This is a genomic window from Rhizobium sp. Nf11,1 (genome assembly GCF_050587665.1).
Classification (GTDB): domain Bacteria; phylum Pseudomonadota; class Alphaproteobacteria; order Rhizobiales; family Rhizobiaceae; genus Rhizobium.
The window spans coordinates 25,990-41,474 of the sequence record NZ_JBOBHU010000010.1 but is presented as its reverse complement, the minus strand read 5'-3'; the positions used below and the strand labels follow the sequence as shown (position 1 = coordinate 41,474).

Annotated in this window: 13 protein-coding genes and 1 riboswitch; of the genes, 9 read left to right on the top strand and 4 right to left on the bottom strand. The window is 60.7% G+C overall.

The window, feature by feature from the left end:
• Positions 1–500: 500 nt before the first annotated feature.
• Entirely contained in the window at positions 501–1,568 is a 1,068-nt protein-coding gene (locus ACQ7C1_RS16275) for a 3-deoxy-7-phosphoheptulonate synthase (protein ID WP_430959017.1), read from the bottom strand.
• A gap of 281 nt (positions 1,569–1,849) precedes the next feature.
• A riboswitch (cobalamin riboswitch) is annotated at positions 1,850–2,035 on the top strand.
• Positions 2,036–2,077: 42 nt separating this feature from the next.
• Here ACQ7C1_RS16275 and bluB point away from each other — a divergent pair.
• On the top strand, positions 2,078–2,767 hold the full coding sequence (gene bluB, locus ACQ7C1_RS16270; RefSeq protein WP_430959016.1) for a 5,6-dimethylbenzimidazole synthase: 690 nt from the start codon (positions 2,078–2,080) through the stop codon (positions 2,765–2,767).
• A gap of 3 nt (positions 2,768–2,770) precedes the next feature.
• Here bluB and ACQ7C1_RS16265 read toward each other — a convergent pair whose 3' ends face one another.
• Positions 2,771–3,871: a DUF2865 domain-containing protein gene (locus tag ACQ7C1_RS16265; RefSeq protein ID WP_430959015.1), complete on the bottom strand. Its 1,101-nt coding sequence runs from the start codon at positions 3,869–3,871 to the stop codon at positions 2,771–2,773.
• 437 nt (positions 3,872–4,308) lie between these two features.
• On the opposite strand from ACQ7C1_RS16265, the gene ACQ7C1_RS16260 reads away from it, so the two are divergent.
• Complete coding sequence (locus ACQ7C1_RS16260; RefSeq protein WP_430959014.1) at positions 4,309–4,836, top strand: ribonuclease H family protein; 528 nt, start codon at positions 4,309–4,311, stop codon at positions 4,834–4,836.
• Positions 4,837–5,009: 173 nt separating this feature from the next.
• Here ACQ7C1_RS16260 and ACQ7C1_RS16255 read toward each other — a convergent pair whose 3' ends face one another.
• Positions 5,010–5,651 (bottom strand): GntR family transcriptional regulator, encoded by a 642-nt coding sequence (locus ACQ7C1_RS16255; RefSeq protein WP_085778371.1) that lies wholly within the window; start codon positions 5,649–5,651, stop codon positions 5,010–5,012.
• Between the two features lie 175 nt (positions 5,652–5,826).
• On the opposite strand from ACQ7C1_RS16255, the gene ACQ7C1_RS16250 reads away from it, so the two are divergent.
• The 7 genes from ACQ7C1_RS16250 (at position 5,827) to ACQ7C1_RS16220 (ending at position 13,030) form a co-directional block, all read left to right on the top strand.
• Positions 5,827–7,251, top strand: coding sequence for a M20 family metallopeptidase (locus ACQ7C1_RS16250; RefSeq protein WP_430959013.1), 1,425 nt, complete (start codon positions 5,827–5,829; stop codon positions 7,249–7,251).
• Complete coding sequence (locus tag ACQ7C1_RS16245) at positions 7,244–8,920, top strand: M28 family peptidase (protein ID WP_430959012.1); 1,677 nt, start codon at positions 7,244–7,246, stop codon at positions 8,918–8,920. Before ACQ7C1_RS16250 ends, ACQ7C1_RS16245 begins: the two co-directional genes overlap by 8 nt.
• Positions 8,921–8,976: 56 nt before the next feature.
• Positions 8,977–9,831: a transporter substrate-binding domain-containing protein gene (locus tag ACQ7C1_RS16240; protein ID WP_430959011.1), complete on the top strand. Its 855-nt coding sequence runs from the start codon at positions 8,977–8,979 to the stop codon at positions 9,829–9,831.
• Positions 9,832–9,912: 81 nt separating this feature from the next.
• Positions 9,913–10,635: an ABC transporter permease gene (locus ACQ7C1_RS16235; protein ID WP_430959010.1), complete on the top strand. Its 723-nt coding sequence runs from the start codon at positions 9,913–9,915 to the stop codon at positions 10,633–10,635.
• Positions 10,635–11,375, top strand: a complete 741-nt coding sequence (locus tag ACQ7C1_RS16230) for an ABC transporter permease (RefSeq protein WP_430959159.1) — start codon at positions 10,635–10,637, stop codon at positions 11,373–11,375. The genes ACQ7C1_RS16235 and ACQ7C1_RS16230 overlap by 1 nt, the downstream gene beginning before the upstream one ends.
• On the top strand, positions 11,372–12,139 hold the full coding sequence (locus ACQ7C1_RS16225) for an ABC transporter ATP-binding protein (RefSeq protein WP_430959009.1): 768 nt from the start codon (positions 11,372–11,374) through the stop codon (positions 12,137–12,139). The genes ACQ7C1_RS16230 and ACQ7C1_RS16225 overlap by 4 nt, the downstream gene beginning before the upstream one ends.
• 69 nt (positions 12,140–12,208) lie before the next feature.
• Positions 12,209–13,030 (top strand): transporter substrate-binding domain-containing protein, encoded by an 822-nt coding sequence (locus tag ACQ7C1_RS16220; RefSeq protein WP_430959158.1) that lies wholly within the window; start codon positions 12,209–12,211, stop codon positions 13,028–13,030.
• A gap of 77 nt (positions 13,031–13,107) precedes the next feature.
• Here ACQ7C1_RS16220 and ACQ7C1_RS16215 read toward each other — a convergent pair whose 3' ends face one another.
• Positions 13,108–15,420, bottom strand: coding sequence for an NADP-dependent malic enzyme (locus tag ACQ7C1_RS16215; protein WP_430959008.1), 2,313 nt, complete (start codon positions 15,418–15,420; stop codon positions 13,108–13,110).
• Positions 15,421–15,485 lie beyond the last annotated feature (65 nt).

Genomic DNA, 15,485 nt, shown 5'->3' with positions numbered 1-15,485 from the left:
TTGAAACTGTGGTCGGTCCCGACTGAAATGCCACTACGGTTGTCTCCGGTCGACCATACTTGGATGTGAACGAATAGAACACGATCGAGGCGAACTCATCAACGCCTCCATCTCGTGTTTTCGTCACCGCGACGATTTGGTTGTTATCGCAAACGACAAGACTAACTTCTGCGCCATCAACATACCATTGACCGGGCAGCTCAGGTGAAAGCACCCTTACGTTCCAACCCCGCTCGCTTGAGATGCGCCTGGCCTCATCTAGCGAGCTACCTAATTTAAAAACGCTTGGGCTATCAGCTGTGTCAGCCTTGGCGCGCTCGGCACTGAATCCCATGGTTGACGCGATACAACAGGCTAAAAGCAAGCGAGCAGGTGCGGCAATCAAGTTTCTTGTCCTTAAAATATTCAGTCATACGGCGTACGATTGCATCGATGCCGCCGACTCCACAAGCCATTTTTGAATGGGCGGCGGGTCTGCCCGCCGCGTTGAATGCGGCCGCCTAAGCGGCAACGGCGGCCTTGCGGCGGTCGCGGACAGCCTTGGCGAGATCCTCAAGTACTTCCACCGATATATCCCAGCCGATGCAGCCATCGGTGATGGACTGGCCGTAGACCAGCGGCTTGCCGGGGATGAGATCCTGGCGACCGGCGACGAGGTTGCTTTCGATCATCATGCCCTTGATGTGATGCTTGCCCGTGGCGATCTGTCCGGCGACGTCCTTGACCACCCCCGGCTGGTTCATCGGATCCTTGCTGCTGTTGGCATGGCTGGCGTCGATGATGATGCGCGGGGCGACCCCGAGTTTCAGGCATTCCGCTGTGACGGCTCCGACATCGGCCGCCTCATAATTCGGCCGCTTGCCGCCGCGCAGGATGATGTGGCAGTCCTCATTCCCCTTCGTCGAGGCGATTGCCGCCTGTCCGGCCTTGGTGACGGCCGGGAAGTGATGCGGCTGTGAAGCGGCCAGGATCGCGTCGAGCGCGACGCGTGCGCCGCCGTCGGTGCCGTTCTTGAAGCCGATCGGGCAGGAGAGGCCGGAGGCGAGCTGGCGATGGATTTGGCTCTCGGTCGTGCGCGCGCCGATCGCACCCCAGCTGACGAGGTCGGCAATGTATTGCGGTGTGATCGTCTCGAGGAATTCGACCCCGGCGGGAAGGCCCATCGCGTTGATGTCGAGCAGCAGCCTTCTGGCAATTCTCAGCCCTTCCTCGATACGGTAGCTGCCGTCGAGATGCGGGTCGTTCATCAAGCCCTTCCAGCCGACTGTGGTGCGCGGCTTTTCGAAATAGACGCGCATGACGATTTCCAGATCACTGGAGAAGCGCTGTCGCTGCTCGGCCAGCCGCGCGGCATACTCGCGTGCAGCAACCGGATCGTGGATGGAGCAGGGGCCGATGACGACGATCAGGCGGTCGTCTTCACCCTCGAGAATCTTATGGATCGCGTGGCGGTTGCTGGTCACCGTCTCGCTGACGGCGGCGGTTCGGGGGATTTCCGCGATGACATCGGCGGGTCTGGTCAGCGGGGTGATCTCGAGAATACGCAGATCATCGATGGTGTCGGGCACGGCATGGCTCCTGTTTGGTCATACCGTGCGGAACAGAAAAGCCGCCAGGTAGACTAGCGGCTGTTCGGGTTGTCGTCGCGTTGAATTCAGTTACGCACAGACCCGCATCCGCTGGAAGCAGCGGTACGAATAAAATCGCGAGGAGGCGTAGGCTGAAGTCGTCGACATTCCGCGTATGTAGCGTCGCGGCCGCTCATTGTCACGCAAAATTTGCGAGGCGAAATCACGGGTTCGCCTCTTTAAGGCTGACGTGCCGACGCTTGCCTCCGTTCCGATTTCCTGAAATAGATGCGCCGTCAGGTGCCCGCCGTCCAGGCGGGAGAATCGGGAATCCGGTGCAAGGCCGGAACGTGCCCAACGCTGTAAGGCCGACGTCTGCCGCTTCATCACGCCACTGGCTTTGCCGGGAAGGCTGCGGCAGATGGATGAAGCCGAGTCAGAAGACCGGCCTGGCGAGATAGACCCAACCCGCGCGGACGGCGGGCGGTTGCGTTGTTGGGGATTTGACGATGCGACCCTCTTATGCGGATGCCCTTTCGGCGGCATCCGGTTTTTCCATGGCCGAACGTGAAGCCGTCTATCACGCAATCATGACGCGGCGTGACGTGCGCAGCCAGTTCCTGCCCGATCCCTTGCCCGACGATGTCGTGGCGCGGCTCCTGACCGCCGCCCATCATGCGCCGTCGGTCGGCTTCATGCAGCCATGGAATTTCATTCTCGTTAAAAGTGCAACCGTCCGCGCCCGCGTGCGCAACGCCTTTGCCGTGGCCAACGAAGAGGCAGCTTCGATGTTCGAAGGCGAGCGGCGGCAGGCCTATCGATCCCTCAAGCTCGAAGGCATCGTGGAGGCGCCGCTCGGCATATGCGTAACCTGCGATCCCACCCGCGGCGGCAGCGTGGTGCTGGGACGGACGCACAATCCGAGGATGGATTCCTATTCGACCGTTTGCGCCATTCAGAATCTCTGGCTCGCGGCCCGCGCCGAAGGGGTCGGCATCGGCTGGGTCAGCATCTTTCATGAAGGCGACCTGAAAACAATTCTCGGCATACCGGAGCATATCGAGGTGGTCGCCTGGCTCTGCGCCGGCTTTGTCGACCGTCTTTATGACGAACCGGAACTTTCGGTCAAAGGTTGGCGGCAGCGGCTGCCGCTCGAGGAACTCGTTTTCCACGACGGATGGGGACGCAACGACCCGTAGCAATTACTGCTGCTGTGGTTGCGGGCCCGGCGTCGCCGGATTGGCAAGGTCGATCGAGCCCTGGTCGCCGGCAAGGAATTGCGGGCCGACCTGACGAACCTTGTTCTGCGTGGGGTCGTAGGGACGTTCGGCAACGGATGGCTGCGGCGGGGCTGATGCTGCCGCAGTATCTTTCGTCGGCGGTTTAGTGCGGACCGTCGTGATCGAGCCCTGCTGCGGCGGTTCGCTCAGGGCCTGCTTGCCGCGCATCTCCTCGTAATAGGCGGTGAGATTGCAGGCGCAGGAATTTTTCTCGCCAGGCGCGCGGTTCTTGTAGACAAAAGCGTTCTTCATGGCGCTATAGGGCGCGCCCGTTGCGACCGAGATCATGTTCGAGGAGTCGGTGCTGGTCACGTCGCGATAGAAGAGCTCGGTTTCAATGCCGGGGCACATCTTGGCGCAGGTCTGGGCATCGCGGCCGAAATCCACCGAAGTGGTATTTGAGCTGATCGGGAAGAAGCCACCGTCGCAGCTGCGCACGCAGATGGTGCTGATCGGTGAAAACATTTCGGCCCTCGGCAGGCCGTAACGCAGATCGGTCTCTTCACCGCCGCCGAGCGGAATGAAGGTATCGGTGCGCATCGCCTGTTCCTCGACACTCGGGGCGGGGTCGTCTGCGCTACGCTCGGTCGGGGCATAGAAATTGTCGCTGTTGCAGCCGTTGCGTTCGAGTGCCGCCGTCAATTCTCGGCGCGAGTCGTCAGTGCCGTCACCCTGGTTGCGCAGCTCGTCGCGGCGCTCCTGGAGATAACGGATATTGTCGATCATCCGGGCTTCGGCGTCAGAGAGTTCGGCGCAAAAATCGGCGTTGTCACTGCCAATCACGACCATGCTGCCGGAAGTGCATCCGTTATTGCGCAGATCGTTGCGGACCTTGCGCAGCTCGAGGTTCTGCTCGGCCATGGCATTTGCATATTGGCGCGCTTCCGGCCCATTATTGCTACCGATCGATCGTGGCAGGTCGGCAAGGCGACCGCGCAAGTCGTTGCAAATAGCGCTGGTCTGTGCTGCGGCCGGTGATGCCAGCGCAAGCACAAGAGCAAGAGACAGATTTCGGCGTTTCACGGCGTCGTCCGGGAATGAGAAAGTGTCGATCGGTCAAAGGTGGCGTCCATCCGCCGTACCTTGTCTCTTAACGTGTTTCTCTTAATAAGCTTGGATCAATTCCTAGCGCATTTTCGAGATTTTATCCAGAAGATGTGGGTAATCTTCCGTTAGGTAAGTAGAACTTCGACGAGGCGCTCATCTGGTATGAGAAGCTCATGGGACGTCCGCAGAAAGCAAACCGATACCGGGCATGGCTTAGTGGCGTAACATGGGCGGGGCCGCCCTGCAGGACGGATTGTCCATGGCGCTGCCCCTCACAGTTTCCCATCGGCAGTAGGCGCTTTCGGTGCCACCGTCGTCAATAGTTGACACGAGGGAACGTGCAATTCCAATGTCGGCTGCGGGTGGCCGTCGCAAACCGCGCAGGTCAGGGCAGGGGCGCAGCGAAGGCGAAAATGGCAGGCATTTGCAAGGAGCTAAGCTCCCCCACAACGACGGCCCCGACAGCCCAACACGGTCTCCACGTCTTCGTGGATGGTTGTTATGACCCCGGTTCCGGGCACGGAGGCTGGGCCTTTGTCGCCTATCGCGATTCTGTGGAAATCGCGTCCAGCTTCGGCGGTGTGCGTGAGTCCGCCAATAATTCGATGGAATTGACCGCCGTCTTGCAGGCAGTCATGTGGATCAGTAGCGATGCAACGGGCGAAGCCGCGACCGTCTGGTCGGATTCGATCTATGCCGTCAAAGGCTGCAACGACAGGCGGCACATTTGGAAGAACAACGGCTGGAAGAAAAACAATCCGAATGGGAACGCCCGCAGCCGGGCAATCGCTAATGCGGAACTCTGGAAAGCGGTCGATCTTCAGCTATCCCGGAACGCCCTCGTAACCATTGCCTGGTGCAAGGGCCATTCCGGCATATCAGGCAACGAACGCGCGGATGAGCTTGCGGATGGAGGACGGCTGTCGATACGGGGCCCGTGATATGGGGATATCCACTGGCTGCGGATGCCTGGGATGGCACGGCGTCAAAACTCCACGCGGCGCGATTGCATCAGGGCACAAGGCCGCCGCCAGAGATGGCATAAATGCACCCTTCAGTGATTTCCGGTTTATGTCCAAGTTTCAGCATCAGCTAACGGCGTCATCGAGGCCGATCAGGCTTGAAGAATGTGCCTGCGCGTCAGCTCCATCAGACCATCGGTATCGCGTCGCTCTATCGCATCGACCATCTGCTGATGTTCGCGGCCGGATTGCTCGATGCGGGCGCGCGTTCGCCACTGCGACACCGGCGCGGAGGATGTCCGCTGGCGAATTTCCGTGATCAGCTCCACGAGTTCCTGGTTGCCTGCGAGAGCAAGCAGATGGCGGTGGAAGGCGAGATTGGCTTCGTAAAGTTCGAGCGTGGTGCCGTTCAGCACCAGATCGTCGAAGCGTGAAGCCAGAACCCGCAACTTCGCAATATCTGCCTCGCTCGCATTCGCGACGATGCGGTCGCTGACGGCGACTTCGAGGATGACGCGAATGTCGCTGACCTCCCGGGCGCGGCGCCCGTCTTGCTCATGGACGTGGTAACCACGATTGGGGACATGCTCCACCAGTCGCTTCTGCACCAACCTGTCGAGAGCTCTGCGGACCTCGGGCCGCGTACAGTTATACCGCCTTTCGAGATCGATCTGCTTCAGCCAGGTTCCGGGCGGGAGACGGCCGGCAAGGATATCCTGGAGAATGAGTTCGGTCACATCGGAGGTTTGCGGCTCTTGTGCTTGCGCCGTCGCTCCGCTTTCCAGCGAATTCATGCAATTCTCCCCAGCCCGATTTCGGCGATGACTATCATAGCTCTCCCCCGGCCAACAACGAGGCCGATTGACAGCGTCGAAAAATATTCCAGCTCATGGCTTGCGTGCCCGATTTAATTGGAGCATAAAATTGGCGCCAATTTGATTACCATTATATGAGGCGGGTTGTAAATCCATGCAGAACTCCGATGCGGTCTGGGAAATCGTCGAGAGAAAGCGCGCGGCGTTCTTCGAGTTGAGTGACCGCATCTGGGATATTCCCGAGACCAATTACCTCGAACATCAATCTGCCGAAGAGCACGCCCGCATGCTGGAAAGAGAGGGCTTTCGTGTCGAGCGCGGCATTGCCGGGTTGCCGACGGCGGTCATGGGAGAGGCGGGCGAGGGTGGCCCGGTCATCGCAATCCTTGGCGAGTTCGATGCGCTGCCGGGATTGAGCCAGGAGGCCGGTATTGCCGAGCAGCGGCCCTTGGTCGACAGCGGCAATGGTCACGGCTGCGGCCATAATATGCTGGGCGCCGGATCCATGCTCGCTGCCGCTGCGGTCAAGGATTTCCTTGCCGAAAGCGGCTTGAAGGGAAGGGTGCGCTATTATGGCTGCCCCGCGGAGGAAGGCGGCTCTTCGAAGGGTTTCATGGTGCGCGCCGGCGTTTTCGACGACGTGGATATCGCGATCTCCTGGCATCCGGCAGCCTTTGCCGGCGTCAACAACCCCATCTCGCTCGCCTGCAATGAGATCAACTTCCATTTTTCGGGGCGGGCGTCGCATGCCTCCGCGACGCCGCATCTCGGCCGCAGCGCTCTCGACGCAGTGGAACTGATGAATGTAGGCGTCAATTATATGCGCGAGCACATGCCTTCCACCGCGCGCATCCACTATGCCATCACTGACGCGGGTGGTGGGGCGCCTAACGTCGTGCAGGCACGCGCGACGGTACGCTATCTCGTCCGTGCTCGGACCTTGCCGGAACTCCTGTCTCTGGTTGCCCGGGTCAAGAAAGTTGCCGAAGGTGCTGCCCTGATGACCGAGACGACGGTCCGGAGTGAAATTGTCAGCGGGGATGCCAATCTCGTTGGCAATACCCCACTCGAAGAGTGCATGTTCGCCCATCTGCAGCGGCTTGGCCCACCCGTGTTTGATGATGCCGACCGAGAAACGGCCCGCAAGTTCCAGCAGACCTTCAACGCAGAGGATATCGCCGCGTCCTATGGTCGTTTCGGGCTGAAACCGAACGACGACCAGCCGCTCTGTGAGGAGATTTTTCCGTTGAATGCCGGTGACGGCACTCTGGTCGGCTCCACTGATGTCGGGACGGTCAGCTGGGTGGTGCCGACCGTGCAGATGCGAGGGGCTACCTACGCTGTCGGTACGCCCGGACACTCCTGGCAGCTGGTTGCGCAAGGGAAACTGCCGGCTGCCCACAAGGGAACCGAACACGCCGCCAAGGTGATGGCGAGCACGGCCGCCGATCTCATCGGTAACCCCGCATTGATCGAAGCTGCCAAGGCCGATCACAGGGCGCGTCTGGAGCGTACGCCTTTCGTCAATCCGATACCGGATGACGTTAAGCCGCCATTGCCGGAGAAGGCTGATGCCTAACCCCGACCTGCTGCCCGACCGTGACCGCCTGATGGCGCATATCCGCGAGTTTGCCCGTCGGGTGAAATTGTCCGGAACGCCGGAGGAGCTCGAGAGCTTTCATTATCTTCAGGCGCAGATGGAGAGCTACGGATACGGAACGCAGCTGCTGTCGCATGATGCATTCATCAGCCTGCCCGGCCCGGCGAAGGTCGGGGTCGAAGGCGAAGACCTCCGTTGCATTACCCATTCGATGTCGGTTTCCACGGCTGCAGCGGGCATCAGCGGAGACCTTGAATATGTCGGCGACGGCAAGGAAGCCGATTTCGTCGGCAAGGACTTGTCCGGCAAGATCGTCCTGGTCGACGGGATTGCGACGGAGGAAGTCGCCGCGTTGGCGAGCGCGGCCGGCGCCCTCGGCGAAATCCATGTCAGCCCGAATGAGCATCTCTACGAAATGTGCGTGTCGCCGGTCTGGGGCAGCCCGTCGCAACACACGTGCGCCTATCTGCCGAAAACAGTGATCTGCACCATCGCGCGGGAAGATGGAGTGCGCCTGAGCGACAGGCTCGCGCGCGGCCAGAAGGTCCGTGCGACGCTCACGGCAGAGGTCGACACCGGCTGGCGCAGGACGCCGCTGCTTGTTGCAGAGCTTCAGCCGGCAGGCGAGGACAAACCGTTCGTACTGTTTTCGGGCCATCATGACACTTGGCACTTCGGCGTCATGGACAATGGCGGCGCGAACGCGTCCATGCTTGAGGCGGCACGCTTGCTTGCCCTTCATGCGGGTGATTGGCGACGCGGCCTGCGTATCTGCTTCTGGTCAGGCCATTCGCACGGTCGCTATTCCGGCTCGGCCTGGTATGCGGATGAATTTTTCGACGAGCTCGATCGCCGGTGCGCAGTGCATGTCAACGTCGATTCCACGGGCGGAGAGGGCGCAACCGTCCTCACCAATTCCGGTGTCATCGATGAGTTGAAGCCGCTGGCGCTTGAGGTGATCGAGAATGTCACCGGACAAAGACATGCCGGCAGGCGGCATGGCAGAGCCGCGGATCATTCATTCTGGGGTGTCGGCATCCCCTCAATGTTCGGCAGCGTCAGCCATCAGCCGCCCGGGCCCGTCAAGACGCTGACGGCGCTCGGTTGGTGGTGGCACACGCCGCATGACACGGCAGAGCACATCGATGCCGGCAATCTGAGCCGGGATACGCGAATCGTGCTGGAAACACTTTGGCGGCTGCTGACCTCGCCGGTCCTGCCACTTGACTATTCCGTCTACGCACAGGCTCTCAGCCAACAGCTTGCGCGACTGCAGGCTGAGCTTTCCGGTCGCATCGACATTTCGGCTCTCGCAAATGCAATTGACGAGTTGGGCAGCAGCGCGAAGGCGGTATTGGAAATGAAGGGCCTGTCTTCCGCTAAGACTGCGCGCGTCAACGCATCGCTGATGCGCGCCGGCCGCCATCTCGTGCCGCTGAATTATACGAGCGGCGAGCGCTTTCACCATGATTCCGCCCTCCCGCACCCCCCCTGGCCGTCACTTGAGGGGCTGCGGGCGCTGGCCGCGCAGCCCGTCGGATCGCCAGACATACCTTTCTACGCTGTTCATGCGCGCCAGACGAGAAATCGCCTGATCCATGGACTGAGGGAAGCCAATGCGGCTTTGCGTGCGGCCCTGGAGGACTGACGCAGCCATAGCAGAACTGACAGGTGGCCATTTGGCCGCCGAAAGGGGAACAGAAAATGAAAAATAGAAAATTGCCTGCCGTTTTCTTCGGCGCCATTGCCTTCCTGACTTCATTCGCTGCCGGCGCCAAGGACTGGACGCATGTCAAGGTCGGCATCGAAGGGGCTTTCCCGCCCTGGAACCTCATGGATTCCAGCGGCAAGCTGGCCGGCTTCGACGTCGACCTCATCAATGACCTGTGCAAACGCGCCAAAGCCGACTGCGAACTCATCGCAGGCGATTGGAATGCGATGATCCCGAGCCTCAATGCTGGAAAATTCGATCTAGTGATGACCCTCGGCATCAACGAGAAGCGGAAGCAGGTGGTCGATTTCACCGTGCCCTACGCGAGCGGGGTCGCGAGCTTCCTGCTTCTGAAGGACGGGCCGGTGTCCCCTCTGCCGATGGCCGGCGAGCGGCTGAATTTGAACGATAAGTCCAAGGCAGATCCGGTGATGGCCGCAATCGGCGAAGCCCTCAAAGGCAAGACCGTCGGCGTCGTCCAGTCGACCAGCCAGGAGCAGTTGATCAACGCCTATTTCGGCTCCGACGTAACAGTGCGCGCCTACAAGAATTCCGGCGAGCGCGACCTCGATCTGAAGGCCGGGCGCATCGATGCAGGCTTCGATAGCGGCGTTTATGAAACCTCCGTGCTCGGCAAGCCCGGCAATGACGATCTGATGATGTCCGGCCCGCTGGTGAAAGGCGCGATGTTGGCTACCGAAGTCGCACTCGGCATGCGCAAGGGCGAGACCGATCTGAAGGCCAAATTTGATGACGCAATCAGGCAAGCCGCCAAGGATGGCACGATCAGGCAGCTCTCGGAAAAATGGAGCAAGATCGACCTGACACCGACCTTTGACGCTCCCTAAGCGCCTTTTCGGCGCATCATGCTCAGCAGAGGCTATGATAATGTCAGTTGCTGCAAAAACATGCTCTTCCGGAGCAGCATCATGAGCCAGCCTGGTTTTTTTGAGCTTGCCGGCTTCGGTGCGGATGGCTGGGGCCATGCTCTTCTGGCCGGAGCCTGGATGACCATCCTTGTTGCAATCGCCGGCTATGCCGTCGGCGCCTGTATCGGGACCCTTGGGGCATGGGCCAAGATTGCCGGCAACGGTTTTGCTCGCGCGGCCGCCGATGCTTATACGACGGTGCTGCGGGGCATTCCGGATCTGCTGGTCATCTACCTCTTCTATTTCGGCGGCAGCGCCGTGGTTACGGCGGTCGGCCGGCTTCTCGGCGCCGAAGGTTTCCTCGGCTTTCCGGGCTTTCTTGCGGGCTCCCTCGCCGTGGGCGTCACCTCCGGCGCTCAGTTCACGGAAGTGCTGCGAGGTGGATTCAGGGCGGTCCATCCGGGTGAGATCGAGGCGGCTATTGCCTGCGGCATGCCGCGCTGGCTTCGCCTGCGGCGGATCGTTGCGCCGCTGACCCTGCGTCACGCGCTTCCCGGTCTCGGTAATGTCTGGCAGGTCGTCCTAAAGGAGTCGGCACTGGTATCGATCACCGGTGTTGCCGAACTCCTGCGCCAGGCGCAGGTCGGCGCTGGATCGACCGGGCTGCCATTCGATTTTTACCTGATGGCCGGCGCGATCTATCTGATGATCTCGACAGTTTCGAGCATCCTTCTCCAGCAGGCGGAGCGGCATCTGTCGCGCGGCGTGGGGAGGAGCGGATGATGGATTGGCAGTTTCTCAACGAAACATTTGTGAGCCTGGTCGCCGCAATTCCGCTGACGATCGAGCTTGCCGTGACATCGATCTGCCTTGGTGCCATTCTGGCCCTGTTGCTGGCGCTTGCCCGCCTCTCCGGCGTTGCCGCGCTCGATTGGTTCGCGCGGCTCTATGTCTTCATCTTCCGCGGCACGCCCCTGTTGGTGCAGATATTTCTTATCTATTACGGTCTCGGCCAGTTTCCAGCCGTACGGCACAGCGTCTTCTGGCCGTTTCTCCGCGATCCTTATTGGTGCGCGGTGCTGGCGCTGACCTTGAATACAGCCGCCTACGCCAGCGAGATCATTCGCGGCGGCCTGCTCTCGGTACCGCACGGGCAAGTTGAGGCTGCCCGCGCTTGCGGCATGCATCGCTTCCTGTTGTTTCGCCGGATCGTCCTGCCGCTGGCAATCCGGCAGGCATTGCCCGGATACGGCAACGAGATGATATCAATGGTCAAGGCGACGTCACTTGCCTCGATCATTACGCTGATGGAGGTAACCGGAGTCGCCGCCAAGATCATCTCCGAGACCTACCGGGCAATCGAGGTCTTCGTCGTCTCCGGTGCCATCTACCTCGCCCTCAATTTCTTGCTGACGCGTCTCATTCAATTCGCCGAGTACAGACTTAGCCCGCATTTGCGCGCTCCCGTTCCTGTCAGCCGAGAGAGCAGCACCATAGCCACCCCTGCAGGAGAGCATCGATGACGGCCACAACAATCGCACTCAGCGTGCGCGACATGCACAAGAGCTTCGGACCTCTCCAGGTCATCAGGGGCATCTCGCTTGATGCTCTGGAAGGCGATGTCGTTTCCATTGTCGGCTCGTCGGGTTCCGGGAAATCGACGTTCCTGCGTTGCATTAATCTGCTGGAAACGCCGGATTCGGGTGAAGTGACTGTCGACGGCGAAACGATCTCGATGCAGCGCAACGCCGACGGTGTGCACCGCCCGGCGGATCGAAAGCAGGTCGATCGTATCCGCTCTCGGCTCGGAATGGTGTTCCAGAGTTTCAATCTCTGGTCTCACAAGACGGTCCTCGAAAACCTTATCGAGGCACCGATCCATGTTCAGCGCCGTTCACGCGCCGAATGCATAGATGAAGCTGAAGCGTTGCTGGCCAAAGTCGGCATCGCCGATAAGCGCAATTTCTATCCCGCTCATCTTTCCGGCGGTCAGCAGCAGCGCGCGGCCATTGCCCGCGCCCTCGCCATGCATCCAAAGGTGATGCTCTTCGATGAACCGACATCGGCGCTCGATCCGGAGCTTGTAGGAGAGGTCCTACGCGTCATGCGCGCCTTGGCGGAAGAAGGACGCACCATGCTGGTCGTCACACATGAGATGGGATTTGCGCGCGACGTCTCCAGCCGCGTCGTCTTTTTACACAAGGGCGTGGTCGAGGAAGAGGGCAAACCTCAGGATGTCTTTTCGAATTCGAAGTCGGAGCGCTTCCGCCAGTTCATCAATCAATAGTTCATCAAGCTCAATCAAGAAGGGGAACTCAGTATGAAATACCTGACCGCAATCATAGCCGCGATCACTATGGTCGCCAGCTTAGCCGTTTCGACGGCGGCACGCGCCGAGGAGAAGAACTGGACGCATGTGACGATTGCGACCGAGGGAGCGTTTCGGCCGTGGAACTTCACCAAGGCAGACGGTAGCCTTGACGGGTACGAAATCGAGCTGATCAAGTATTTTTGCGCTCATATGAAGGTCGAATGCACGACCGTGATCCAGCCTTTTGACGGCATGATCCCGGCTCTTAACGCTGGAAAGTTCGACGCAATCGTTTCGGGGATGTCTGCAACCGCCAAGCGCGAGGAGGTCATTGCCTTCAGCGATTCCTACGGCACGACGGGTCAGACCTTTGCGACATTGAAAGACTCCCCGCTCGCAAATCTGCCTTTGAAGGGCGAGGTATTTTCGCTCGCCACCGATGAGGCTGGCGCTGTGGCCGCGCTGAAGCAGATCGAGCCGTTGCTCAAGGGTAAGACAGTCGGCGTGCAGACTGCATCGATCGCCGCGAGCTTCCTCGACAAATATTTGAAGGGCGTCGTTGATCTCCGTGAGTACAAGACGACGGAACAGCACGATCTCGATCTTAAGGCCGGTCGCGTCGACCTCGTCATGGCGTCCATGGCATATCTTTCGACAGCGCCGGCGAAGCCGGGCAACGAGGACTTCATCGTCACTGGCCCTCGTTTCCAGGGCGGCATGCTTGGGCGTGGAAGCTCAGTTGGTCTGCGTAAGGAGGATACGAAACTCAAATCTATGTTCAACGAGGCGATCGCAGCAGCCAAAGCAGACGGCACGATCGTCAAGCTATCGCAGAAGTGGTTCGGCTTTGACGTAACGCCGAGGTAAAACGCGGCTGGATGCCAGCACTTGCGAAATCTCGGCGAGTGCTGGTTATCCGTGAATCTTCTGGTCGCAATGCCGGCTTATGCCGGCTGCGATGCCTCGACGACGGCGAGCGCTGCCATGTTGACGACGCCGCGCGAGGTAACCGACGGCGCGAGGATGTGCGCGGGCATGGCGGCGCCGAGCAGAATCGGGCCAACATGCAGGCCGTCGGTCATCGACTTGACCACACCAAGCGTGATGTTGGCGGCGTCGAGGTTGGGGAAGACGAGCAGGTTTGCCTCGTCGTGCAGCGTGGTGTGCGGCATGACGCGCTTGCGCAGCGCTTCGGTGATCGCGCTCTCGCCGTGCATTTCGCCGTCGACTTCGAGATCCGGGGCAGCATCGCGCACGAGCTGCAGGGCATAGCGCATTTTCGTGGCGCTTTCGGATTCGCGTGAGCCGAAGTTTGAATGCGAGACGAGGGCGGCGCGCGGGGTGATGCCGAAGCGGCGGATTTCCTCGGCAGCCATGACAGTCGCCTCTGCTATCTCTTCGGCGCTCGGATTGAAGGTGACGTAGGTGTCGGTGAAGAAGGTGGCGCCGCGCTGTGAGATCATCAGGCTGAGGGCCGAGAAATCGCGGACATCCTTGCGCTTGCCGATGATCTGGCGCACGTCGCGCAGGTGTTTCTCGTAACGGCCTTCGAGGCCGCAGATCAGCGCATCGGCCTCGCCGCGTTTCAGCGCCAGCGCGCCGATGACGGTGGTGTTGGTGCGCACGATAGTGCGGGCCGCTTCCGGGATGACGCCTCGGCGGCCGACGAGCGAGAAATAGAGATCGACATATTCGCGAAAGCGCGGATCGTCCTCCGGATTGATGACCTCGAAATCCTGCAACGGCCGGATGCGCAGACCGTAGCGCTTGAGGCGTGTCTCGATGACCTGCGGGCGGCCGATCAGGATCGGTTTGGCCAAGCCTTCCTCAAGCAGCACCTGGGCGGCGCGCAGCACGCGCTCGTCCTCGCCTTCGGAGAAGATGACGCGCTTGTGTTCTGCTGCCTTGGCTGCCGTGAAGATCGGCTTCATGACGAAGCCGGAGCGGAAGACGAAACGGTTCAACTGGTCGAGATAGGCGTCGAAATCCTGGATGGGCCGGCGCGCAACGCCGCTCTGTTCGGCGGCCTTGGCGACTGCAGGCGCGATGCGCAGGATGAGGCGCGGATCGAAGGGGGAAGGGATCAGATAGTCGGGCCCGAAGACCGGGGTCTCGCCGGAATAGGCGCGGGCAGCGACGTCGGACGGTTCTTCGCGGGCAAGCGCTGCGATGGCGCGCACGGCCGCCATCTTCATTTCCTCGTTGATCGTCTCGGCGCCGCAATCGAGCGCGCCGCGGAAGATATAGGGGAAGCAGAGGACGTTGTTGACCTGATTGGCGAAATCCGAGCGGCCGGTGCAAATCATCGCGTCGGGGCGGGCGGCGCGGGCGAGATCCGGCATGATTTCCGGCGTCGGATTGGCGAGCGCCATGATCAGCGGTTTGTCGGCCATCTGTGCCAAGAGTTCCGGCTTCAGCACGCCGGCCGCTGAGAGACCGAGGAAGACGTCGGCGCCGCCGATATTTTCGGCGAGCGTGCGGGTGTCGCTCTTCTGGGCATAGACGGACTTCCATTCGTCCATCAGTTCGGTGCGGCCCTCATAGACGAGGCCTTCGATATCGTGGACCCAGATGTTTTCGCGCTTGGCGCCGAGGGTCACCAGCAGATTGAGGCAGGCAAGGGCGGCAGCACCCGCGCCCGAGGCAACGATCTTGACGTTCTCGATGGCTTTGCCGGCGAGTTCCAGCCCGTTCAGGATAGCGGCGGCGACAATGATCGCCGTGCCGTGCTGGTCGTCGTGGAAGACCGGGATCTTCATCTTCTCGCGCAGGCGCCGCTCGACCTCGAAACATTCCGGCGCCTTGATGTCTTCCAGGTTGATGCCGCCAAAGGTCGGCTCCAGCGATGAGACGGTCGAAACCATCTGCTCGACGCTCGCCGCATCGATCTCGATGTCGAAAACGTCGATGCCGGCGAATTTCTTGAAGAGCACGGCCTTGCCCTCCATGACAGGCTTGGAAGCGAGCGGGCCGATATTGCCGAGTCCGAGCACGGCGGTGCCGTTGGAAATGACGGCGACGAGATTGGCGCGCGAGGTATATTCGGCCGCCATTTCAGGGTTGTCACGGATGGCAAGGCAGGGAGCGGCAACGCCCGGCGAATAGGCAAGCGCGAGGTCGCGCTGGTTGCCGAGCGGCTTGGTTGCCTGGATCTCCAGCTTGCCGGGGCGGGGATAGCGATGAAAGAAGAGCGCCTGCTCGTCGAGATCGCCGCCCGGCAGGTTCTTGTCCGTCTTGGATTTATCCTGGTGATCCATTGCCGCCTCCGTGCACGTCTTTTTCTGGAGTTTCTCCATACATCAATCGGATACGGGCGACAGTA